Here is a 21924-nt window from a genome sequence, read left to right on the forward strand (position 1 = left end):
CGACGCGGCGAGCACGTGCGCCCGCCCCGACGATCCGTGCGGGCGGGTCAGCGTCCCCCCGGGCGGGTCAGCGCCCCTCCGGGCGGGTCAGCGTCAGCGACGCCGAGCAGTGGGGCGGGTCCACGTCCCTCTGGGCGGGTCGGCGCCGACCCGCCCATGAGGACACCGACCCGCCGCACCCCACCACGAGCCACCCGACGGCCCCGTGACGGCACCGAGCGGGCCGCCCGCGTCCGGCGCCCCACCGCCCCCGCGGTATCGTCGTCCGTCGACGATCAGGGAGGCTGGGCAGTGGAAGAACCGTCGGGGCACGACGCCCTCAGCCGCGACGGCGTGCGCGAGGTGTTCGGCACCGACCCCACCTGGGCCCTGCTGCGCAGCTCGAACAGCCGCTGGATCCTCCCCCTCTTCTCCCGCCACCTCGAGCGCGCCGAGGGCCCCGTCTCGGCCGACTGGTTCCACCAGGCCGTCGCGGAGGCGCTGGCCGAGAACGCCGCGGAGGCCGCGGCTGGCGAGACGGCGAGCGCCAGCGACACCACCCCCGGGGAGGCGCCCGCCGGCCCCGCAGAGACCGCCGACCTCCCCGAGGCCAAGACCCCGGCGGACTACTGCCGCGGCTGGGTCGACAGCCGGTGGCTGATCCGCACCCGCGCCTCCGGCGAGGAGGACGGCCAGGCCGCCCGGGCCCGCTACCGCCTCTCGCCGCACGCCTTCAAGGCGCTGCGCATCGTCCGCGAGCTGGCCGAGGCCGACAACGCCGTCTCCGAGGCCCGCTTCGGCAGCATCGCGCACGCCGTCCGCCAGCTCGCCGGCCTCGCCGACCCCGACCCCGCGTCGCAGGTCGCCCGGATCGACGAGCAGATCGCCGAGCTGCAGCGCCGCCGCGACGAGGTCGAGCGGCACGGCCCCGTCCCCGCGACCGCCGACGTCGTGTCGCGCCAGGTGCGCGAGGTCGTGCGGCTGACCGCGTCGCTGCCCGAGGACTTCCGCCAGCTCAGCGCCATGGTCGAGCAGCGCCACCGCGAGGTCGCCCGCCGCGCGACCCACGAGCACGTCGGCAAGGGCGCGCTCGTCGAGCAGTACCTCCGCGAGAACGACCTGCTCGAGCAGACCCCCGAGGGCCGCGCCTACCGCGGCTTCGCCCAGATGCTCTCGTCACGCGAGATCGACGTGATGCGCGCCGACATCGACAAGGTGCTCTCGCAGCCCGGCGCCGCCGAGCACCTCACCGAGCGGCAGCGCGAGCAGCTCGAGCAGCTGATCTCGTCGCTGCTCGCCGAGGAGCAGTCCGTGCAGGAGACGTACGGGCGTTGGACGTCGTCGCTCCGCCGCTTCCTCAGCCGGTCGGGCGCCGAGAAGCACCAGCGCCTCCTGACCCTCGCCGAGCGCGCCCTGCACGCCGGCGCCGCCTGGGCCGAGCGTCGCCCCGGCGCCGCCGTGCTGCCCGAGGACGTGCTCGGCCTCGGCCCCGTCGACGTCGTCGACGTCAGCCAGGTGCAGCTCTGGAGCGAGCGCGGCCGCCCCACCGTCGAGGTGCGCGTGGCCGAGGGCGACGCCGCCCTGCCCGCCGCCGACCGCGCCGCGCTCCGCCTCACCGCGGGCACCAGCCCGGCGGCGGTCGCCGCGACGATCGACCGCCTGCTCGACGAGGGCGACGGCCGTGACGAGGTCACGAGCGCCGACGTCTACCGCGCCACCGAGCCCGAGTTCCGCCGTCTCGCGCTGGTGCTGAGCATGCTCGACCTCGCCGTCGAGCGCGGCGTCGTCACCGACGAGACCGAGTCGGTCGTGCTGACGCCCGACGACCCGTCCGGCACCGGGGCCGGAGCACCGCGGGGAGGCGCCCCCCGCGAGGTCACGCTGCCCCGGTTGGTCTTCACCCGGGACGCACCCCCGCCCGGCGCCGACGCCCCCGCCCCCGCCCCCGACGACACCGCCCGCACCCTCCAGGGAGACCCCGCATGACCGCCGCACCGACCGACGACCTCCGCCCGGCCGACGCGACGCCCGGCGAGGCGGCCGACGCGACGACCGACGCGACGCCCGACTCCGATGACGCCCCCGCCCGCCCCGTCTCCGACGAGCTCCCCCTCGCCGGCCGCAAGGCCCTGGTCACGCTGATGACGCACCGCTTCATCAGCCGCGCGACGCAGAAGGAGGCGTGGGCCGGCCTCCTGGCGCACGAGCCCGAGATCCGTGCCCGCCTGGCCGAGATGTTCCTCGAGCTCGAGGTCGACCGCGGCTACGAGGTCGCCTTCAAGCGCCAGGTCGGCGGCGACGACGCCCCCGTGCTGCTGCGGCGCGAGAAGCCGCTGTCGCGTGACGCGTCGTTCCTGCTCATCTTCCTGCGCCGCGAGCACGCCTACGCCGACGGCGACGACGACGCGGTCGTGGTCTCGCGCGACCAGGTCGCCGAGTTCCTCGGCCGGTTCCACGACGACACCGCCCACGACGAGGTGCGGGCCCTGCGCCGCGTCGACGCCGCGATCGCCGCGATGGTCGCCCGTGACCTGCTCGAGCCCGAGCCCGACGACCCGTCGCTCTTCGTCGTCGCCCCAGCGATCGTGCCGCTCGTCCGCCCCGAGCAGCTGCGGCACTTCGAGCGCGTGTACCTCGAGGCCGCGGGCGCCGAGCCGGAGGCCGGTGCGCCCGCGGCGAGCGCCGCCGCTCCGGGCGAGCTGGACGAGCCCGACGAGATGACCGACCTCGACCCCGAGGCCGAGCCGGACGACGGCGACGCACCGGGCTCCGGAGACGCCGCCGCGCCCCGCGCCGACGCGGACGGCGCCCCCGCCCCCGACGACGCGCCCCGCGCCTCCGACCCGGCCCTCGACCTGCCGCTCGACCTCCCCCTCGACCCGGAAGCAGACCAGGCATGACCCCCGCCTCCCCCGCCGACGCGCCCCGCGCCTCCCGCACGCCCGTCGAGGCCGGCACCGCCCCTGCCGTCGCCGCCGACGCGACGGCCGCCACCACGCCCGAGCCGCCCGTCACCCCCGCGCTCGACGTCGACGTCGAGCCCGACGCCGCGCCCGACCTCGGCATGTTCCACTCGGGCCAGTACCGCATCGAGCTCGTGCAGCTGCTCAACTGGGGCAGCTACGCGGGCCTGCACCGCATGCCCGTGGGGCGGGGCGGCATCGCCATCCTCGGCCCGACCGGGCGGGGCAAGTCGACGGTGCTCGACGCGATGGCCGCGGTCATCATGCCGAACCCGCAGGAGTTCAACCGGGCCGCCCGCGACGACTCGCGCCAGCGCTCCGAGCGCACCGTCTACAGCTACGCGCGGGGCAAGACCGACGAGGTGCGCGACGCCGACTCCGACCGCACGACGACGCGGTTCCTCCGCCCGCTGGGCGAGTCGTTCGCGAGCGGCGCCGCGATCACCTGGAGCACCGAGCTCGGCGAGACCCTCACCGCCGTGCGCCTCGCCTGGATCGGCCCCGACACCGCCAGCCAGGACGACGTCACGCAGGCGAGCGTCTACCTGCTCGTGCGCGGGCGCTTCGACCTCAGCCGGCTGACCGACGTCCGCCGCGACGAGACGAGCACGTCGCCGCTGACGAAGAGCTCGCTCACGCGGCTCGTCGACCCGGCGCACGACCTCGTCACCTACTCACAGCCCGAGCTCCGCGTGCAGCTCTGCGCGCGGCTCGGCATCGGCGGCAGCGACGAGTCGCAGCTGAAGGCGCTGACGCTGCTGCGGCGGGCGCAGGCGTCGAAGGGCGTCTTCTCGATCGACGAGCTGTTCAAGCAGTTCGTGCTGACGCAGCCGAAGGCGCTCTCGCGGTGGGAGACGACGCTGGCGACCTACCGCGAGGCGTCGCAGCTCTACGACGTGTTCGAGACGACGCGGCGGAAGCTGGACGTGCTCGAGCCGGTGCCGGGCCTCGCCGAGCGCTGGCGCACCGCGGGCGACGACGCGACCGCCAAGCGCCGTCTGCTGGCCGGCGGCGACGACGAACCGCGCCGGCTCGACGTCTGGCTGGCCGAGGCGGTCGGCAGCTGGGTCGGCGGCGAGGTCGACCGGGTGCAGACCGAGAAGCGCGGCCACGTCGAGACGAGGAGGCGCGCCGCCGAGGCCGCGGAGGCCGCCCTCCGTGCCCGCGAGCAGGCCCTGGCGCAGATCGCCGACCTCGGCGGCGACCCCTCGCACTCGCTCCGTGAGCAGGTGCGCTGGGCCGGGGAGGCGCTCGGTCGCGTCGAGAAGGAGCACCGCCGCTTCGCAGCCCCGCTCGAGGGCGTCGGCGAGCCGGTGCCCACGACCGCGGACGAGCTGGAGTCGCTGCGCACGCGGGCGACGGAGCTCGCGGCCGAGGAGGCGGCGGCCCGCCGCGAGCACGACGAACTGCGCGGCGACCTCGCGGCCCGGATCGCCGAGACGCGGCGGTCGGTCGGCGAGCGCCAGCGCGAGAAGGAGTCGTTCGAGCGGCGCCGCAGCAACGTGCCCGACGACGCGGTCGAGCGACGTCGGCGCATCGCCGACGGCACGGGCGTGCCGGTCGCCCGGCTGCCCTACGCGGGCGAGCTGTTCGAGGTCGCCACGGAGCACCGCGACTGGACGACCGCGATCGAGAGGGTGCTCGGCGACCTGGCCACGCACCTCCTCGTCGACCCCGACGACTTCGACGCCGTGCGCCGCTTCGTCGACCGGGAGGACATGCGCGGCCGCGTCACCCTCGTGCCCGCGACGCCGGGCCTGACGCCGACGCGCACGCCCGTCGCGCGCACCGTGCCGTCGATGCTCGTGTTCGACGAGGCGAGCCCGTTCGTGGGCTGGCTGCGCGACGAGGTCGTCGACGACCGCAGCGTGCTCTGCGTCGACGACGCGTCGGCGCTCGACGACCCGCTGCCCGTCGGGGCGAAGGGCGCCGTGACGCGCTCGGGCCTCCGCACCGGCTCACGTCGTCGGGTGACGAAGGACGACCGGCGGGTCCGCTCCTGGATCGGCCTCGACAACACCGGCCGGGTCGCCGAGCTGACGGCCGAGATCACTGCGCTGACGAAGTCGCTCGACGCGGCGCGCGCGGAGTGGGACGCCGCCGAGACGGTCGCCACCGCCCGCCGCACGGTCGTCGAGACCGTGGCGCGCGCCGCCGCGGTGGAGTGGTCGGACGTCGACCCCGCTCCGGCGCGGGCCCGTCTCGCCGACCTGCAGGCGCAGCTCGAGCGGGTCGCGGTCGAGCGCCCCGAGGTGACGGCGCTGCAGGCCGAGGCCGCGGCGCAGGACGAGGCGCGGCTCGAGGCCGTGCGTCGCGGGGCCGAGGTGCAGCAGGTGCTCGACCAGCTCGAGGCGACGCACGCGACCCTGGTCGACATCGAGGACGCGTTCAGCGACGCCTCGGGCGCCGACCCGCTGACCGACGACGAGCGGGTGCTGCTCGCGCCGCTGCCGTTCGCGGCGCCGCGCGAGGTGGCCGACGTCGAGCGGACGCGCCGTGAGGCGGCGGCGCAGCTGCGGGCGCAGGTCGACGCGCACGACCGTGAGCGGACGCAGCACGAGCTCACGCTCGAGCTCGTCTTCACGCGCTACCTCGAGCTCGACCCGAACGCCGGCTTCGACGCGTCGATCGAGAGCCTGCCGGCCGTGCTGGCGATCCACCGCACGCTGGTCGACGACGACCTGCCCCACGCGAAGCAGCGCTGGCTGGCGAAGGCCGGGGCGAGCGTGGGCGACAGCCTGCGGGCGCTGCTCGTGCAGATCGAGGAGGACGGGCACGTCATCCGTCGTGGCGTCCGGCCGATCTCGCAAGCGCTGGCCGCGATCGAGTTCCGGCAGGGGTCGACGCTCGACATCGAGCCGCGGCCGGTGTCGAACAGCGACCTGGCGGAGTTCAAGCGGACGCTGCGCGAGCACACGGGCGGCGGTGCCGGCGGCGGTTCTGCGGCTGGCGCGGGCGGCTCTGCGGCCTCGGCCGTCGATCCCCGTGACCCCGCCGAGATCGAGCGCCGCTTCCTGCGTCTGCGGCGCGACCTGGCCAGCCTCGAGGAGCGCTCGAAGTCGGGCGAGGCCTGGCGTCGTCGGGTGCTCGACGCGCGCGAGCACTACCAGTTCCGGGCGATCGAGACGAGGCGTGACGGCACGCAGATCGTGCACGAGGGAGTCGCGGGCAAGTCGGGCGGGGAGGGCCAGGAGCTGATCGCGTTCGTGCTCGGTGCCGCGCTGCGCTTCCGGCTCGGCGACGGCACCGACCGGGTGCCGACCTACGCGCCGATCGTGCTCGACGAGGGCTTCGTGAAGGCCGACACCGAGTACACCGGCCGGGCGCTCTCGGCGCTGCGGTCGCTGGGCTTCCAGCTGGTCGTCGGAGCCCCGCGAGACAAGGTGAACGCCTTCGAGCAGCACGTCGAGAGCGTCGCCTACATCTCGAGCGACCCGGTCAACCCCGAGCTGTCGCGCATCTACCCCCTCACGATCCGCGAGGCGATGGAGGTCGAGCGCCACGGCCTCGACCCCGCCGCCCTGGCCTAGCCCGCCGAGTGGTCGCGATCTGCGCCTCCCGCCCTTCGGGAGCAGCAGTTCGCGCCCACTCGCCCCGCGCCTCCCCCTCTCCCCCTCCCAATTTGAGAGGGACCTGTCCCCGCCGAGTGAACAGGCGTCCCGTCCCCTCCGAATTTGAGAGGGATCGGCGCCTGACGCACCGGCGAGCCTGAAGGAGTCGCGGGTCGGCACCCGGATCCCTCTCGCTCTCCGCAGACCCTAGGCTCGGCCCGTGCTCTTCTCCCCGCCGCCGGAACCGCCGCCGTCCGACCCGGCGCTGGTGGCGCCCACCCTGTACCGGGTGTCCCTGCCGGGCCGACCTGGGGTCGTGCGTGCTTGGTTGTCCGTCACGAGGCACTGGACCTGGGACGTCGAGGGACCGTGGTGGCGGAGACGGCGAGTGCGGCCCTCCATCTACCGGGAGTGGGCTGTCGACTGGTCGCAGGACGAGGGCACGGCCGACCTGTTCCCGGATGAGTTAATGGACCGCGAGCACGACTGCGGTGTCTCCTTCTACGGCCCGGACCTCGTCGAGGTCGACCGGGGTCAGTTCTTCTTCGGCGATGTCGCCTTCACGCTGGAGCCCGTCGACCCCCACGACGAGCCCGACGTCTGGCGGGCCCGCTGGGACTCCTGCGCGGGCTGATGCAAGTGCGGCCCGGCTGGCGGACAGGGTCGCCCGTCAGCTCACCGCCCGGCGACCTCGGCGTCCCGCTCGACGCGCCCCGCCGCCCGGTGCGCGGCGACCCCGCCCACGGCCGTCCCGGCGAGCAGCGCTCCGCACCCGGCGAGGATGCTCGCCGCCGCCTCCCCGTCGGTCCACCCCGTGACGAGCGGGAGCACCGAGGCGACCGTCGCGACGGCGCACCCGACGACGACCGCCGGCAGGGCGGCGCGGTGCCCGGCCTGCCAGGTGGCCGCGGACTCCATGACGGAGGGGATGCGCAGCCCGGCCAGGGCGTTCGGGGCGAGGCGCCCGCGGGCCGCGGCGACGACGACCGCCACGACGAGGACGTTGCTGAGGACGAGGATGACGACGGCGACCAGCATCGCTCCAGGCTAGGACCAGGCTCCGCGGTGGCGCCTCCCCCGTGCGATCGACCGGCAGACCGGCGGCTGCCGAACGCCAGGAGTCAGCAGGTCGGCATCGGGGCGGCCGCGGCGGACGCGATGCGCTCCTCGGTCCAGTAGGTCGGGCCGTTGACGGGGGCGGCCGTGGCCACGACGGGCCCGGCTTCGCCGTCGCTGACAGAATCCGTCGAGCCCCCGCCGCACGACGACCCGCCGAAGACGACCACCAGCACGACGAGCACGACGGCGACGACGAGCACGCCTGCGCCCACCCCGGTCACCACGCGCTGCAGCTGCATGACGCTGAGCCTAGGCGGCGGGAGCGGCGCCGTCGCCTGTCGTGCTGGTCTGCGGTGTCGTCGCGGGCTTCCCCTGTGACATCCACACCGCCCAGAAGGCGCCCGATGCTCCCCCGACGACGCCGACGACCACGCCGGCAACCGCTTCGCCAGGGTGGTACGACCAGAACTCGAACGCCCGGAGCAGGCAGGCGATGGACGCGCCCCCGAGCACGCTGGCGACCGTGACCGTCGCGACCGCCCGGCCCCGCGACTCCGGCCGGCCGATCGTCACGAGACAACCTGCTCCCCACGAGGCGAGTGCGGCGACGACCCCGACGAGGGTGCCCGCCACGAGGAACCAGAACGAGAAGTAGCTGAGCATGAGCGCGTCACCGCCGAGCGGATCGTCGGCGACGAGCAGCGACACGACGACGCCGGATGCTGCGCCCCCGAGCACCCCGCCCCACACGACGTGGCGCATCCGCAGCGGTCTCAGTCTCGTGCTCATGTCACCCCCGACCTCAGATCGTGACCGCGACGACCGCGGCCCCCATTCGACGTCCATGCTCACAGTCTCGACCGCGGGGCGTCCTGTCGTGGGCGCCGCGGCGAGACCGGTGCTCAGCGTCCGCCGACGCGGACCTCCTGGGCGACGGGCGCGACGACGGTCAGCTCACTGCGGAGCACGCGGCGCAGCTCCACCCCGTCAGCGGTGACGACGTCGTAGCTGCGGACGACGCTGCCCATGTGGCCCTCGTGGGTGACGACGGAGGTTCCCGAGTCGAGCTCCGGGTCGGTGTAGGTCGTGGTGGTGAACGCGACGGGCTCGGTGACATCGACGCGGGTCGTGGTGATGACGGCCCCGGGAGGCGCGGTGGGCGCGGCCGTGGAGGTCGCCTCCGGTGCCGTGGGGGCCGTCTCGGCCTCAGCGCTGGTCTGCGCTCCCATCGTCTCCGCGGTCGCGCTGACCCCGCCGCCGATGACGATGCACGCCGCCAGCACGCCGGCGCTGCGCAGCACACGGCTCTTGGTCGTCATGTCGTTCCACCACTGCATCACTGTCGTTCTCCGAGTATCTGACGACTGTCGGGTAGCCGTCCTCTCGATGCTGGTCGGTATGCGCGGCGGGCGGCACACCCCGTTCGGGTCGGGAGGCCGCGGGGCTGGCCCCAGTCCGGGGCAGGCGCGCTCGAGCCCTCGGCCGCACTGCGGTTCGGGCTCACGACCAGACGGCGCTCACCGCCGGAACCGCGCCCCCGTCTCCTGCTCCAGGAACACCCACATCCACTCCAGTGCCCGCCTCGGCGTCAGCCCCGGCGCCTTCTGCGCGAGCTGCGTCGCGACGCCGTCGCTGTAGGCGGCGAGCTTCAGCGCCAGCTCGGACGCGTCGTCGACGGCGAACGTTCCCGCCTCGGCACCGCGCCGGAGCGTCCGTGTGAGGCACGCCTCCCACACCCGGATGCGGTCGACGTACTCGGCCGCGACGGCGGGCTTGCGCGCCACGGCCGTCCAGTAGTCCGACCAGAGCCGCCAGTGCTCGTCGGTCGCGTCGGTGTCCTGGAAGAGCGGCTCGACGAGCATCCGCACCCCGTGGACCGCATCGGGCTCCGCGTCGACCGCCTCGATCACCGCGGCGTAGAAACGAGCGGTCTCGAGCACGACCACCTCGTTGAGGATCTCCGCGACGCTCTCGAAGTGGTACGTCACCGTGCCCACCGAGACGCCCGCCTCCGCCGCGATGTCGCGCAGCCGGGTCGCCCCGAGGCCCTCGCGCACGATCACCGCGCGCGCCGCCTCGACGATCAGCGCCCGCCGCTCGGCCGGCTTCCGCCGCGTCGCCGCCCCGGTCACCGGAGCAGGACCAGCACCTGCACCTGCACCCGCCCCGCTCACGCCGACGTCCTCGGCACGCGGTCCTCGAACCACCGCTCGGCCACGAGCACGACCTCCGCGTCCGGCCCGCCGTCGCGGGCCCACGCCCGCACGTCGTTCTCGACGACGAACTCCGTCGCCGTCGCGGTCAGCCGCGACGACGTCTCGAGCCACGCCTTCCACTCGGGCTTCTCGAGCCCGATCCGCCACTGCGACTCGGCGGTGGCCGACAGGGGGTCGCCGTCGACGATCCGGTACGTCTCGCGGCTGTCCTCGGTGAAGACGAGCCCGTCGGGGTACTCGCGCCCGCCGCCGTAGCCGGGGTCGACGTCGAGCGTCCACTCCCCCGTCTCGACGTCGTGCGTCACGCTCCGCTGCGGCAGCGACGACGCGGCGGGCAGCCTCCGCACGGCGAGCGGCTCCGCGTGCGAGGGCGGCGCGAACCGCACGCCGTCGTCGCCGGTCCGCGTCCACACCGGCAGCGTCACGGAGCTCCGCGCGAGGTCGACGACGAGCGTCGCCTCCTCGGGGCGCGGCCAGACCCAGGGCCAGTAGGTCGACGACAGGGCGATCCGGAGGCGGTGGCCGGCCGGGAAGGAGTGCCCGGTCGAGACCAGGGCGACGCTCACCACCTGCTCGACGCCCGCCTCCATCGGCACGGCCCGGTCGCGCCCGTGGCGCGCGTCGAGGTTGAGCACACCGCGGGTGACCAACGTCGAGCTGCCGTCGGGAGCCACGTCGCAGAGCCGGACGATGACGTGCGCGTGCGGCACGTCGCTCGTCACGGCGAGGTCCACGACGACGTTCCCGAGCACGTGCGGCGCCGCGCCCGCCCCGACGGGCAGGTCGAAGCACACCGACCGCCCGTCCTCCGCTCGCTGGTCGGGCGGCAAGTCCGTCGCGTTGCCGAACGGGAAGAAGCGCCCGGCGTCCATGCCGGTGCTCTGCGGCGAGCGCACGACCACGGTGCCGTCGGCGGACCCGGCGGACGGCGCCGCGAACGACCCCAGCGGCACCGCCCGTGCCTCCGTCGCCACTGACGGCCACGCCTCCGCGGCGACCCACCGCCCGGTCCGTGACGCGTAGTACGTCGCGGGAGGCTCCGAGTCGTTGATCCAGGCCCGCAGCGCCGGCTCGTCTTCCACGCCGTTGGGCTCGGCGAGCAGCCAGCGGTCCCACCAGCGGAGCGTCTCCTCCAAGAACCCGATGCCCGGGCCCGGAGCCAGCCCGCGGTCCGGGTACTGGTGCGACCACGCCCCGATGATCCCCTTGACCGGCGCGTCGAGGTTCGCCACCAGCCGCAGCACCGCGTCCCGGTACGGGTCGGCCCAGCCGCCGACGGCGAGCACCGCGGCCGTGATCGACGCGTAGTCCTCGCAGACGCTGCCGTGCCGCCAGTAGTCGTCGCGCTCCTGGTGCGCCAGCCAGGTCGGCGTCATCGGCACGTTGTGCTCGAGCCGTTCGCGCCAGCGGGCGATCCAGTCGGCACCGACCACCTCCGGCCTGGGCGGACGCGAGTTGAACGCGAACATCGTGCCGCCCCACGACGCCATGTCGATGCCGAGCACGGCGCCGCCGATGTAGTGCACGTCGTTGTCGTAGCGGTCGTCGGTCGAGCACACCGTCACGATCGCCTTGAGCGCGGCGGGAGCCCTGCCCGCGAGCTGGAGCGCGTTGAACCCGCCCCACGAGATGCCGAACGCGCCGACCGCGCCCGTCGACCAGGGCTGCGCGGCGAGCCACTCGATCAGGGCGATGCCGTCGTCGAGCTCCTGCACCGAGTACTCGTCGTCGAACAGGCCGTCCGACGACCCCGTGCCGCGGATGTCGACCCGCACCGACGCGTACCCCCGCGCCGCGTACCAGGGGTGCCGCTCGCTGTCGCGCGGAGCCGTCCAGTCGTCCAGCCGGTACGGCAGGTACTCGAGCAGCACCGGCACCGGGTGCTCGACGACCGGCGCCCAGATGCGCGCGTGCAGCCGCGTCCCGTCCGGCAGCGGCACCCACTCGTCACGCACGCGGACGTCGTACGAGGGGCGTGGGTCCTGTGGGAGGCGTGGGTCCTGTGGGAGGCGCCCGTCCGGTCCCGTGCCGACCCCCGCCTCCTCGCCGGCCGGCGTCCCCGGCAGCCCCGACCCGCTCACAGCGACTCCCAGCGCGCGACGCGGTGGCCGTCGCCGTGGTCGTCCCACCCGCCGGCGTCGCGCCAGCGCGGCCGGGCGTCGCCGACGGAGGGCAGCTCGGTGGTGCCCGGGTCGAGCGTCGCCTCGAGCAGCGTGCGTGTGTAGGGATGGTTCGGTCCGCGGAAGACGTCCTCGGTCGAGCCGATCTCGACGATGCGGCCGCCGGTCATCACGGCGACGCGGTCGGCGACGCCGCGCACGACGGCGAGGTCGTGGCTGATGAAGAGGCAGCTCAGCCCCTTCTCGTCGCGGAGCGTCGTCAGCAGGTCGAGCACCCCCGCCTGCACCCGCACGTCGAGGGCGGTCGTGATCTCGTCGGCGATGATCAGGTCGGGCCCCGCGGCGAGCGCCCGGGCGATGCCGACGCGCTGGCGCTGCCCGCCCGAGAGCTGGGCCGGCAGCCGCGCCGCGAAGTCGGGTGTGAGGCCGACCTCGACGAGCAGCTCGGCGACCCGCTCGCTCGTCGCGCTGCCCGTGAAGAGCTTCAGCGGGCGGGCGATCGCCGCGCCCACCGTGCGCCGCGGGTTGAGGGAGGTGTCGGCGTTCTGGAAGACGAGCTGCACCGAGCGTCGCAGGGCGAGGGTGCGCCGGGCGACGGGCTGCGTGAGGTCGCTCTCGACGCCGTCCGAGCCGTGGAACGCGAAGCTGCCCGACTCGGCGGGGATCAGCCCGGCGAGGGCGGTGGCGAGCGTCGACTTGCCGCTGCCCGACTCCCCCACGACGGCGAGGGTCTCGCGCCGGCCGATGTCGAACGAGACGCCGTCGACGGCCGCGGGCAGCGAGCGCCCGTACCGCACGACGAGGTCGCGCGCGGAGACCACCGGCGGTGCCGCCGGCGCGAGGTGCGACCCGCCTCCCCTCGGCTCCTCCGCGTGCCTCCCCAACCACCGCCTGATCGACGAACCACGCTTTGACGTGGTTCTTTGATCAGTCGGTGGTTCGGCGCCGGTTGAACCCGCGGCGGCAGCGCCCGACGCGCGCGGGATGCTCGCGAGCAGCTCCCGCGTGTACTCGTGCCGCGGGTCGGCGAACAGCTCGGCCGTCGGCCGGTGCTCGACGATCTCGCCGTCGCGCATCACGGCGATCTCGTCCGCCATCGTCGACACCACGCCCATGTCGTGGCTGACGAGCACGATCGCCATGCCGAGCTCGACCGCGAGGTCGCGGATCAGCGCGAGCACCGCCGACTGCGTCACGACGTCGAGCGCGGTGGTCGGTTCGTCGAGCACGAGCAGGCGCGGCCGGGCGGCGACGGCCATCGCGATGGCGATGCGCTGCTGCTGCCCGCCCGAGAGCTGGTGCGGGTAGCGCCGCACGATGGTCTCGGGGTCGGGCAGGCGCACGTGGCGCACGAGCTCGAGCACGCGGTCGTGGCCGCCGGGCAGGCCGTGGCTCTCGAGCGCCTCGCGCAGCTGCTGGCCGACGCGCATCGAGGGGGTGAGCGCCTGGCCGGCGTTCTGGGCGACGAGAGCCGCGGTGCCGCCGCGCAGGGCGCGTGTCGCCGCGTCGTCGAGCGCGAACACGTCCTGCCCGTCGACGGTGACGCTGCCGCCGACGATGCGCGAGCCGCGCCGCAGGTGGGCGAGCAGCGTACGGGCGACGGTCGACTTGCCGCTGCCGCTCTCGCCGACCAGGCCGAGCGCGCGGCCCGGCTGGACGGTGAAGCTGACGCCGCGCACGACGGGCACCTCGCGGCGCCCCGCGGCGTACGAGATCGAGAGGTCGTGGACGCTGACGACCGGGTGGGAGGCGGTGCCGGCGACCCGGCCCGCGCCTCCCGCGGTCTGGGGTGCGGTGGTCACGAGACGGCTCCCTTCTGGGCCCGGTCGACGCCGAGCGACTTGCTGAGGCCGTCGGCGCTGAGGTTCAGGCCGATGACGAGGGTGGCGAGCGCCACCACGGGGGCGAGCGTGCCGAGGGGCACGACGGTGAGGGCGGTGCGGTTCTCCTGCACCATGAGCCCCCAGTCGGGCGTCGGCGGGTTCGCGCCGAAGCCGAGGAACGACAGGGTCGAGATGAGCAGCACGATCCACGAGGCGCGCATCGCGTACTCGACGAGCACGACGTCGGTGACGTTCGGCAGGATCTCGCGGAACACGATGCTCAGCGGCTTCTCGCCGCGGGCGCGGGCGGCGGTGACGTAGTCCTGCGTGATGACCGTGCGGGCGGCGCCGCGCACGACGCGGGTCACGGCCGGGGCGTAGACGACGGTGACGGCGAGCACGATCACCCAGAGCCCCGAGTCGAACACGGTCACGACGACGAGCAGCGCGAGGATCGACGGCACGCTGAGCAGCGCGTCGACGATGCGCATGACGACCTCGTCGAACCAGTTGTCGGCGTAGGCCGTCACGCAGCCGAGCGCCGTGCCGATGCCGACCGCGATGGTCGTGGCGAGGAAGGTGACGAGCAGGGCGTAGCGGCCGCCGTTGAGCGTCCGCGACAGGATGTCGCGCCCGTACTGGTCGGTGCCGAGCCAGTGCGACCAGCTCGTGCCCGTGAGGGCGGCGGTCGAGTCGGTGGCGACGGGGTCGTGGCCGGCGATCCAGGGCGCGAGCACGGCGAGCACGACGTGCAGCGCGATGAGGCCGAGCCCCAGGCTGAGGGCCGAGGAGGCGCGGAGGCTGCCGGTCAGGCCGGTCGCGATGCTGCGCAGTCGCGTGCCGAGCGTTCTCGGGGCGGCGGGCTGTGCGGACGACGCGGCCCGCGCCTCCTCGGTGCGGGTGCCGGTGCTGCTGCCGCGGCCGGTGCTGGTGCGCGGGCTCATGAGCGGGCCTTCCGTCGGGTGCGGAGCCTCGGGTCGAGCGCGAGGGCGATGAGGTCGGCCGCGAGGTTGCAGACGACGTAGACGAGGGCGCTGACGACCGCGATGGCCTGGATGGTGGGCAGGTCGCGGGTGAAGACCGACTCGAGCATGAGCTTGCCCATGCCGGGGTAGTTGAAGACGTTCTCGACGACGACCACTCCCCCGAGCAGCCAGGCGACGTTGAGCGCGACGACGTTGAGGGTGGGCAGCAGCGCGCTCGGCACCGCGTGGCGCCAGACGACCTGGCGGGTGGTGAGGCCCTTGAGCTCGGCGGTGGTGACGAACTCGGAGGCCATCACGTCGATGGTCGACGAGCGGGCGGTGCGGACGATGTAGGCGGCCATGGCGAGCGTCAGCACGATGACGGGCAGCCACACGGCGGGCAGCAGCTCGGCGATCGTGGCGCTGTCGCCGCGCAGCACGACGGCCGGGAACACCGGGATCGCGACGGCGAAGAGCAGCACGAGGATGGTCGCGACCATGAACTCGGGCACGCTCATCACGATCAGGCTGATCAGCGAGATGGCGTGGTCGCTCGAGCGTCCGCGACGCACGCCGGCGATGACGCCGAGGGTGAGCGACAGCGTGACGCCGACGAACATCGCCGGCACCGCGATGAGCATGCTGTTGCGGAACGCGATGAGCAGGTCAGGCCCCACGGGCGCGCCGCTGACGAGCGAGACGCCGAAGTCGCCGTGGCTCGCGCCGAGCAGCCACTGGCCGTAGCGGGCCCAGACGTTCTGGTCGAGGCCGAGCGTCTCGCGGAGGGCGGCGACCGCGTCGGGAGTGGCGTCCTGGCCGAGCAGCTGCTGCGCGACGTCGCCGGGCAGGGCCTGCACGGCGAAGAAGACGAGGAAGGAGGCGAGCAGCACGGTGAGCAGGGCGGTGCCGACCCGGCGCGCGACGAGGGCGAGGGTGGCGAGGCCGGCCCCGCTGGGTCGGGAGGTGCTGCGGGGCGTCGGGGCGCCTCCTCGGCTGTCGGCGGGCGGGGCGCCCCGGCCGGTGCCGGTGCCGGTGCCGGTCGTGCCGGTGCGGGTGTCGGAGGTGCTCATGCGCGGAGTCCGATCTGCAGGTAGTCGAACTCGAAGCCGAACTCGCGGTAGTTGACGACGTCGCGGCCGAGGCCGACGAGACGGTCGCCGAACATCGGGGTCATGTCGGCGGAGTCGTCGACGATGACGCGCTGGGCGTCCTGGTAGAGCATGCGGCGACGGTCGTCGTTCATCTCTGCGCGGGCGGAGTCGAGCAGCCCGTCGAAGGTCGGGTTCGACCAGGCGCTCTCGTTGTACGACGAGCCGGTGCGGAAGATCTGGTTGAGCAGCTGGTCGATGGGTCGCCCGGTGAACCAGTAGCTGACCATGAGGGGCTTCTGCATCCAGATCTGCGTGTAGTACGAGTCGGAGGAGGCGTTGCGCACGACGAGGTCGATGCCCGCTTCCTTGACCTGGTCGCGATAGGCGACGGCCATGGGGGTGAAGACCGACTCGTAGCTGGACGTGTAGATCTCGGTGCGGAACCCCTCGCGGCCGGCCTGCTTGAGAAGCGCCTTGGCTTTCTCGGGTCGTAGGCGCGCTGCTCGTCGAGCCAGACCGCCTGGGTGGGAGGCACGGGGTTGTCCCAGCCGGGGCTGCCGGTCCCCTGCAGGGCCGTGTCGACGATGGCCTGGGGGTCGTAGGCGAGCTTCATGGCCTGGCGCACGAGGGGGTCGCTGAACTCGGCGGAGGTGTGGAGCATCGGGATCGTGTACCACTGCGCGTTGGCGGAGCGGGCGACTGTGGCGGTGCTGGAGGCGCTGACGACCTGGGCGGTGGCGAAGTCGAGGTTGGTCTGCGAGATGAGGTCGATCTGGCCGGCGAGGAGGGCGTTGACGCGGGCGGTGGTGTCCTGGATCGAGTAGAAGTCGATGCCGTCGAGCACGGGCCGTCCGGCGAAGTGGTCGTCGAAGGCCTCGACGCTGCCGGTGCCGGCGGGCTCGAAGGTGCTGAGCTTGAAGGGGCCGGTGCCGATGCCGGTGGTGCCGATCTCACCGGCGCTGCCCGCGGGGATGACGTAGCACTGGTACGCGGTCAGCAGCGAGGGGAACTCGGCGTTGGCGGTGAGCAGCTCGAAGCGCAGGGTCAGCGGGTCGGGGGCGCTCATGCTGCCCGGGCCGATCATGGCGGCGAGCACCTCGCCCTGGGGCGAGGCGGTCGCGGGGTCGAGGATGTGCTCGATCGAGTAGATGGCGTCGGCGGCAGTGAAGCGTCGGCCGTCGTGGAAGGTGACGCCGCGGCGGAGGCGGAAGGTCCAGGTGACGCCGTCGGGGGTGGCGGACCACTCCTCGGCGAGGTCGGGGACGGTGACGCCCTTCTCGTCGAGCTTGACGAGGCGGTTGTAGAGGGCACCGAGGTACTCGTAGGCCGAGAGGGAGCTGGCGGAGTCGAGGGTCTCGGCGGCGGAGGCGGCCGGACGAGCGATGCGGAGGCGTCCGCCCCTCTTGGCGGTGCCCGTCGCGGCGGCTTCGGGGATGGTCGGGGTGCTGCGGGCGGGGGTGCACCCGGCGAGGGTGAGCAGGCCGAGCCCGGCGAGCCCGGCGGCGCCGGCGATCACGGAGCGCCGGCTCGGGCCGCGGGCGTCTCTGCTCTCGGGGTGGTGTTCGGGGACGATCGGTGTCATTCGGGATGGCCTTCCGTTTATCGTTCGGGTGAACGATAGGGGAAGGTCGAGCCGGCGGCGAGGCCGCAGGAGCCCCGGAGGCGCGGGTGGGCTGCGCACTCTGCACCCCGCGATCCCCGCAGGCACGAGCCTCCGGCGTGCCCCGCGCCCTCCCCTCCAGCCCCCGAAGCTTCACGCAGTCGTTACACGGGCTCGGCGCAGCCAGGTCACGTCACGCCGACCGGGACGAGCGCGACCATGTACCTGAGGCATTGTCAGTGGTCGCTCGTAGCGTTCTGATGGGCGGCAACCCTGCCACCCGCCGAGACAAAGGAGTCACCCGTGCGAGTTTCGCCGTACTACTCGATCATCCAGACCGACCCTGACGTGCACCACGTCTTCGACAACTGCCCGAACGGCCAGCGGATCCCCGCCGCCAATAAGCGCCCTGGCAAGAACGACTGGCCGCTCTGCGGCAGCTGCGCCCGCATGTGAACGAAGGGCGGGAGGTGAGCTCGCTCACCTCCCGCCCTTTCATCGCGGTTCCTCCGTCACTCAGGTCATGAGCACGAGCCGCCCCGCGTCATCGCTGACTAAGCCCTCCGCGTGGACGCAACAACTAGACGCGCCTCATCGGTCGCACGCGATGCCGTCCCCGTCGCGGTCCAGGTCGTACACGTCGCTGCCCACGATCGTCACCGGGCCTTGCACGTAAGCCGGCCCGTTCCCGCTGCCCCCCGCGCAGTCGACGTCCGAGGCCACGGGCACACACGCTCCCGAGTAGTTGGCGTCACAGCCGGATGCGGCGGGGGCTGGGGCAGCGACGGGTGCCGGGGCGACGTAGGGAACACGGGTGCCGACGCTCGTGACCTGCTGCACAGGCGCAACGACGGCGGACTGACCCGCGAGAGTCCGTGACGTCTCGAGGCCGTTCGTGTAGGTCACGTCGTACGTGAGGACCATCGACCCGTTCTGGCCCGTGACGGTGACAGCGTCCTGACCGATGTCGCGAGTCGCGTCGTCGACCGAGACGGCGTCGAACGGCACGACCTCGGTGACGTCCTCCTGCTCGACCGTGACGACGGGAGTCGGAGACGGCGACGGCGACACATGGATGGCCGAGCCAGCCCGATCGCCCTCGGCCTGCGCCGCGTCGCCGCACCCTGTGAGCCCCAAGACCAGCAGGAGCCCCACAGTCACAGCAGCCCCCTGGACCGCGAGCTTCTCCATCGCGTTCGTCGTTCGTCGCTTCGTCATCGAAAGCCCCCGGATCTGACGGACACCACGATGACGTCCCGAGTGATCCTCACCCAAAAAGGGCGGCGGCGAGAACCCCCCTTACGAGTCCGGTCGCGACGACCACCAACAGATCGTCGTTCAACGGTCCCGACCCGCGACGAGGCGTCGACGGCGACCGCCGGCCGCGCCTGCTGGCGGCGCACAAGCAGCCGAGCGCAGCAGGGTGCAGTTCACCCCCGTGCGGTGTGGCCCCGGGTGTCGAGCATCACGATCGCGCGACAGAATCGACCCCATGCCCCTCGTCCGCGTCTCCCCCACCGAGACCACCGGAGCGGCAGCCCCGAACGTCGCGTCCACCCCGAGCACTGCCGCAGCCACCGACCTCGCCGACCTCCGCGCCTTCCTGGCCGCCGCCGACCTCACCCTCGCCGGTCTCGACGCCGCGTCACCGCGCCTCCACCTCTGGATCGACCGCGACCCCACCGGCACGATCGTCGGCAGCACCGGCTATGAGTCGAGCGCCGACGGCGCCCACGCCCTGATCCGCAGCATCGCCGGCGCCGCCACCGGCCGCACCTGCGGTGCCGGGTCCCGACTCGCTCGCCACGCCCTCGCCCAGGCCGCCGCGGCCGGAGCCGACCACGCCTGGCTCTTCTCTCGCCGCTCCGGACCCTTCTGGCAGAAGCTCGGCTTCACCCCCGCCGACCGCGACACCCTCGCCGCGGCCCTCCCCGACACGCACCAGGTGCAGCTCTTCCGCGCGACCGGCCAGCTCGCCCGCGAGGGCGCCTGGTCGCGCCCCGTCGCCGGCCTGCGTACAGGGCTTTTATAAAAGTCGGAAGGACCCGCCGACGAACCATCAGACCGCAGTGGCGCCATTTTTGCCAACGACTCGTCCGTGGCGCGTTCAGAACCACTCCGGCAGTCGCGAACAAGAAGCGCTCCAGCTACTCGCTCGACTCGTCGAATGACTAAATTCGCTACCGACTCGCCGCGACACGTGAGCAGATACCCCAAGCTGATCAGGTCCCGTTCGCGGAAGAACATTACGGGATGCGGTGGCCCACACGCTCGCCTAAGGGATCGACGACACCGACTTGCCCCAAGCGTCGCCGGAATCGCAGACGCTAGTCCAACCACGATCAACGCCTACAGAGGGGCCACGGCCATCTTTCTTGATCTTTGACTCGACCAATTGTCCATCAGTCATTGGATAAGAACTACGGTGAGACGCATGTCGAAACAAGTCTTGGATGACCTCGCGTCTCAGTTCAATCTCACACCAGAGAAACTGGCGTCGGAAATTGCGTTCGTCATCGGAGACGACGTCGACCCTAGCGAAAATTTCGACGACCTAACGACCGAGCGTCTCTACAGTTATTTCTATTCGGTTTACGGCTCACCGTCAAATATGTCGCCCGACGACGAAACAGAGACTTTCACTAACCTCATCATCCGCGACTGGCGGCAGTTCGCCAGCATAGACATTGACCTTTCATCCCGCCTCACCATTCTGACTGGAGAAAATGGAACGGGTAAGACCTCGCTACTACACCTTATAGGCCAATCTTTTGGCGAAATTGTTCCCTTTTTAGGAACACCCATCAGGGACGAGACAGGATTCCAATTTCGCCAAGGTCGACGCCGCCCAACGGGTGAATTTGAACAGATCGGTGTCATCCGGCTTCGATCGGGTGCAAGCACGAAGGTCGGGCTCAGGCAATGGGATGGCTCTAACGAGCCGTTCTTTCATCCAGAGTTGGCACCCTATCGAAGTATTCCTGGGCTTTATTTAGACGCACAACGCGTCATTGGACCCTATCAGCGTCTCGAATCCATTCCTCCACGTTTCAACTCGGCAAGGGAGATTGCAGATGCTTACAAGCAGCAACTGCGAAATATCTGGATACCCCACCAGTTAGTTAAAAGCCCCAGCTTACTTATCAAGGAGGCGCTGGTCGCGGCAGCTCTATACGGTGAGGGTAATTCAATGGTGGTTGGAGACCCCCGAGCCGCTCAGGTTTGGAATGGTTTCCAGGAAGTTTTACGTCGAACTTTCCCCGCAAGCCTTGAATTTTTAGGTCTGGTGGTAGACCAGGGGGAGCTTATAATCCGAACTAAGAGCGGTGATTTCGCCCTCGAGGCGGCATCCGGAGGTATCGCCGCAATAGTAAGTCTGGTATGGCAAATCTATCTGCACGCCGTTGACTCCCCAGATGCATTCACGGTCTGCTTCGATGAACCAGAAAACCATCTTCATCCTTCGATGCAGCGGACGCTGCTACCTGCACTAATGCAGGCTTTTCCAAACGTCAACTTTATCGTTGCAACGCACAGTCCTTTTGTCGTCACATCAACGAGAGATGCTTCCGTAGTCACGCTCCGACGCAATGACAAAGGGCTGGTGTACTCGGAGAAAATCGATCTGGGGACACATGCATTATCTGCAGACAGCGTTCTGGACGAAGTTTTAGGGGTCGGTGTAACAATGCCAGTTTGGGCCGAGGAGGAGCTAGGTCAGATTCTGGGCGAGTTCCAAACCGGACCTGGACACAAACCTCTTCACGAACTAATTGCAGCGCTCGAGGCTGCCGGTCTGGATATCAGCATTCCGGATGTGACGGAGGCAGTCGCGACTTCCATTGAGGGTTCCGGAGAAAGTAGCGACCATTGAGGCCCCTGAATAAGGGACCAGTTCCTACCGTCATCGCCGAGCGCGCCGAGATGCTGACCCGGTCCTTCATTAATTCGGGAGGCAAGACCAGCCCATGGGCGCACGAGGAGATTCGTTCAACATTGATGACCGAAACTCTGAGCAAGTGCGCCTACTGCGAGGCAAAGTTTCTCGCCGTCTCATTCGGCGACGTGGAGCATATGCTCCCGAAGAGTCTTTTTCCGGAGCACGTCTTGACATGGTCCAATCTCACACTGGCCTGCTCAAGGTGCAACGGTTCAAAAGGATCGAAATATAACGAACTACTTCCTTTCCTTGATCCTTACGAGGACGACATTTCGGAACACCTTTACTTTGCTGGACCGATGATTTATGCTCTAACGGATAGGGGAGAGTATACTATAACTGAATTAGATCTCATGCACCCGGCACGCATAGAGGCAAGGGACAGGGTGATAAAAGCCTTGGAATCCTTGTGTAGACGAAGAGACGGTGCAGAGTCTGACTATATCCGTGACAGACTTAACGCCCTCATAGTCGAGTTTGTTGAAAGCAGCGAGTACACCATGGCAGTGTCGTCGTACTTAGCCGGGCGAAAAAAGAGCCCTATTAACATGAAGTAATTCAGATACGCGCCTCTCTTTCCGCCGGGAATCGGCGCTGAGAGCACTATGGTGCGAGAT

Annotated in this window: 19 protein-coding genes and 1 pseudogene; 8 read left to right on the forward strand and 12 right to left on the reverse strand. The window is 71.4% G+C overall.

Annotated features, from left to right (window positions below; translation table 11 throughout):
• Positions 1–291: 291 nt before the first annotated feature.
• From F1C15_RS03030 to F1C15_RS03045, 4 genes are all read left to right on the forward strand, one after another.
• Entirely contained in the window at positions 292–1965 is a 1674-nt protein-coding gene (locus tag F1C15_RS03030; RefSeq protein ID WP_185232884.1) for a DUF3375 family protein, read from the forward strand.
• Positions 1962–2879 carry a DUF4194 domain-containing protein gene (locus tag F1C15_RS03035; RefSeq protein ID WP_185232886.1) on the forward strand — a complete coding sequence of 306 codons (918 nt, stop codon included), beginning with the start codon at positions 1962–1964 and terminating at the stop codon, positions 2877–2879. Before F1C15_RS03030 ends, F1C15_RS03035 begins: the two co-directional genes overlap by 4 nt.
• Positions 2876–6472 (forward strand): ATP-binding protein, encoded by a 3597-nt coding sequence (locus tag F1C15_RS03040; RefSeq protein WP_185232888.1) that lies wholly within the window; start codon positions 2876–2878, stop codon positions 6470–6472. Before F1C15_RS03035 ends, F1C15_RS03040 begins: the two co-directional genes overlap by 4 nt.
• 409 nt (positions 6473–6881) lie before the next feature.
• Positions 6882–7127 carry a hypothetical protein gene (locus F1C15_RS03045; RefSeq protein WP_185232890.1) on the forward strand — a complete coding sequence of 82 codons (246 nt, stop codon included), beginning with the start codon at positions 6882–6884 and terminating at the stop codon, positions 7125–7127.
• A 41-nt stretch (positions 7128–7168) separates the two neighbouring features.
• Here F1C15_RS03045 and F1C15_RS03050 read toward each other — a convergent pair whose 3' ends face one another.
• The 11 genes and pseudogenes from F1C15_RS03050 to F1C15_RS03095 form a co-directional block, all read right to left on the reverse strand.
• A complete protein-coding gene (locus tag F1C15_RS03050) occupies positions 7169–7531 on the reverse strand; it encodes an SdpI family protein (protein WP_185232892.1) in 363 nt (120 codons plus the stop codon).
• Positions 7532–7614: 83 nt separating this feature from the next.
• Positions 7615–7851: a hypothetical protein gene (locus tag F1C15_RS03055; RefSeq protein WP_185232894.1), complete on the reverse strand. Its 237-nt coding sequence runs from the start codon at positions 7849–7851 to the stop codon at positions 7615–7617.
• Positions 7852–7861: 10 nt separating this feature from the next.
• Positions 7862–8341 carry a hypothetical protein gene (locus tag F1C15_RS03060; protein ID WP_185232896.1) on the reverse strand — a complete coding sequence of 160 codons (480 nt, stop codon included), beginning with the start codon at positions 8339–8341 and terminating at the stop codon, positions 7862–7864.
• 113 nt (positions 8342–8454) lie between these two features.
• Positions 8455–8871: a G5 domain-containing protein gene (locus tag F1C15_RS03065; RefSeq protein WP_185232898.1), complete on the reverse strand. Its 417-nt coding sequence runs from the start codon at positions 8869–8871 to the stop codon at positions 8455–8457.
• 198 nt (positions 8872–9069) lie between these two features.
• On the reverse strand, positions 9070–9726 hold the full coding sequence (locus F1C15_RS03070) for a TetR/AcrR family transcriptional regulator (protein ID WP_255465455.1): 657 nt from the start codon (positions 9724–9726) through the stop codon (positions 9070–9072).
• Positions 9723–11723 (reverse strand): CocE/NonD family hydrolase, encoded by a 2001-nt coding sequence (locus tag F1C15_RS03075; RefSeq protein ID WP_185232900.1) that lies wholly within the window; start codon positions 11721–11723, stop codon positions 9723–9725. The genes F1C15_RS03070 and F1C15_RS03075 overlap by 4 nt, the downstream gene beginning before the upstream one ends.
• Positions 11724–11845: 122 nt before the next feature.
• The gene (locus F1C15_RS03080; RefSeq protein ID WP_185232902.1) at positions 11846–13690 is read right to left on the reverse strand and encodes an ABC transporter ATP-binding protein; all 1845 of its coding nucleotides are present in this window, start codon (positions 13688–13690) and stop codon (positions 11846–11848) included.
• Positions 13687–14655 carry an ABC transporter permease gene (locus tag F1C15_RS03085; RefSeq protein WP_255465456.1) on the reverse strand — a complete coding sequence of 323 codons (969 nt, stop codon included), beginning with the start codon at positions 14653–14655 and terminating at the stop codon, positions 13687–13689. Before F1C15_RS03085 ends, F1C15_RS03080 begins: the two co-directional genes overlap by 4 nt.
• Positions 14652–15746: an ABC transporter permease gene (locus tag F1C15_RS03090; protein WP_185232904.1), complete on the reverse strand. Its 1095-nt coding sequence runs from the start codon at positions 15744–15746 to the stop codon at positions 14652–14654. The genes F1C15_RS03085 and F1C15_RS03090 overlap by 4 nt, the downstream gene beginning before the upstream one ends.
• Complete coding sequence (locus tag F1C15_RS16085; RefSeq protein WP_255465457.1) at positions 15743–15898, reverse strand: hypothetical protein; 156 nt, start codon at positions 15896–15898, stop codon at positions 15743–15745. The genes F1C15_RS03090 and F1C15_RS16085 overlap by 4 nt, the downstream gene beginning before the upstream one ends.
• A 186-nt stretch (positions 15899–16084) precedes the next feature.
• Positions 16085–17349 (reverse strand): annotated as a pseudogene (locus F1C15_RS03095) (ABC transporter substrate-binding protein); the annotation flags it as partial.
• Between the two features lie 321 nt (positions 17350–17670).
• Here F1C15_RS03095 and F1C15_RS03100 point away from each other — a divergent pair.
• A complete protein-coding gene (locus tag F1C15_RS03100; RefSeq protein WP_185232906.1) occupies positions 17671–17823 on the forward strand; it encodes a hypothetical protein in 153 nt (50 codons plus the stop codon).
• A gap of 135 nt (positions 17824–17958) precedes the next feature.
• On the opposite strand, the gene F1C15_RS03105 is transcribed toward F1C15_RS03100, so the two are convergent.
• Positions 17959–18585, reverse strand: coding sequence for a G5 domain-containing protein (locus F1C15_RS03105; RefSeq protein WP_219731564.1), 627 nt, complete (start codon positions 18583–18585; stop codon positions 17959–17961).
• Positions 18586–18859: 274 nt separating this feature from the next.
• Here F1C15_RS03105 and F1C15_RS03110 point away from each other — a divergent pair, with 274 nt between their 5' ends.
• From F1C15_RS03110 to F1C15_RS03120, 3 genes are all read left to right on the forward strand, one after another.
• Complete coding sequence (locus tag F1C15_RS03110; RefSeq protein ID WP_185232908.1) at positions 18860–19399, forward strand: GNAT family N-acetyltransferase; 540 nt, start codon at positions 18860–18862, stop codon at positions 19397–19399.
• A gap of 402 nt (positions 19400–19801) precedes the next feature.
• On the forward strand, positions 19802–21241 hold the full coding sequence (locus F1C15_RS03115) for an AAA family ATPase (protein WP_185232910.1): 1440 nt from the start codon (positions 19802–19804) through the stop codon (positions 21239–21241).
• Positions 21238–21864 (forward strand): HNH endonuclease, encoded by a 627-nt coding sequence (locus F1C15_RS03120; RefSeq protein ID WP_185232911.1) that lies wholly within the window; start codon positions 21238–21240, stop codon positions 21862–21864. The genes F1C15_RS03115 and F1C15_RS03120 overlap by 4 nt, the downstream gene beginning before the upstream one ends.
• Positions 21865–21924: the final 60 nt, after the last annotated feature.

This window comes from Frigoribacterium sp. NBH87, from assembly GCF_014217665.1.
Classification (GTDB): domain Bacteria; phylum Actinomycetota; class Actinomycetes; order Actinomycetales; family Microbacteriaceae; genus Frigoribacterium; species Frigoribacterium endophyticum.

Bases quoted from the DNA above. Each gene is read 5' to 3' on its own strand.
- F1C15_RS03090 (WP_185232904.1), bottom strand. From the start codon at position 15,746: ATGAGCACCTCCGACACCCGCACCGGCACGACCGGCACCGGCACCGGC.
- F1C15_RS16085 (WP_255465457.1), bottom strand. From the start codon at position 15,898: ATGCTCTACCAGGACGCCCAGCGCGTCATCGTCGACGACTCCGCCGAC.
- F1C15_RS03055 (WP_185232894.1), bottom strand. From the start codon at position 7,851: ATGCAGCTGCAGCGCGTGGTGACCGGGGTGGGCGCAGGCGTGCTCGTC.
- F1C15_RS03060 (WP_185232896.1), bottom strand. From the start codon at position 8,341: ATGAGCACGAGACTGAGACCGCTGCGGATGCGCCACGTCGTGTGGGGC.
- F1C15_RS03105 (WP_219731564.1), bottom strand. From the start codon at position 18,585: ATGACGAAGCGACGAACGACGAACGCGATGGAGAAGCTCGCGGTCCAG.
- F1C15_RS03065 (WP_185232898.1), bottom strand. From the start codon at position 8,871: ATGACGACCAAGAGCCGTGTGCTGCGCAGCGCCGGCGTGCTGGCGGCG.
- F1C15_RS03035 (WP_185232886.1), top strand. From the start codon at position 1,962: ATGACCGCCGCACCGACCGACGACCTCCGCCCGGCCGACGCGACGCCC.
- F1C15_RS03110 (WP_185232908.1), top strand. From the start codon at position 18,860: ATGCCCCTCGTCCGCGTCTCCCCCACCGAGACCACCGGAGCGGCAGCC.
- F1C15_RS03040 (WP_185232888.1), top strand. From the start codon at position 2,876: ATGACCCCCGCCTCCCCCGCCGACGCGCCCCGCGCCTCCCGCACGCCC.
- F1C15_RS03115 (WP_185232910.1), top strand. From the start codon at position 19,802: ATGTCGAAACAAGTCTTGGATGACCTCGCGTCTCAGTTCAATCTCACA.
- F1C15_RS03050 (WP_185232892.1), bottom strand. From the start codon at position 7,531: ATGCTGGTCGCCGTCGTCATCCTCGTCCTCAGCAACGTCCTCGTCGTG.
- F1C15_RS03085 (WP_255465456.1), bottom strand. From the start codon at position 14,655: ATGAGCCCGCGCACCAGCACCGGCCGCGGCAGCAGCACCGGCACCCGC.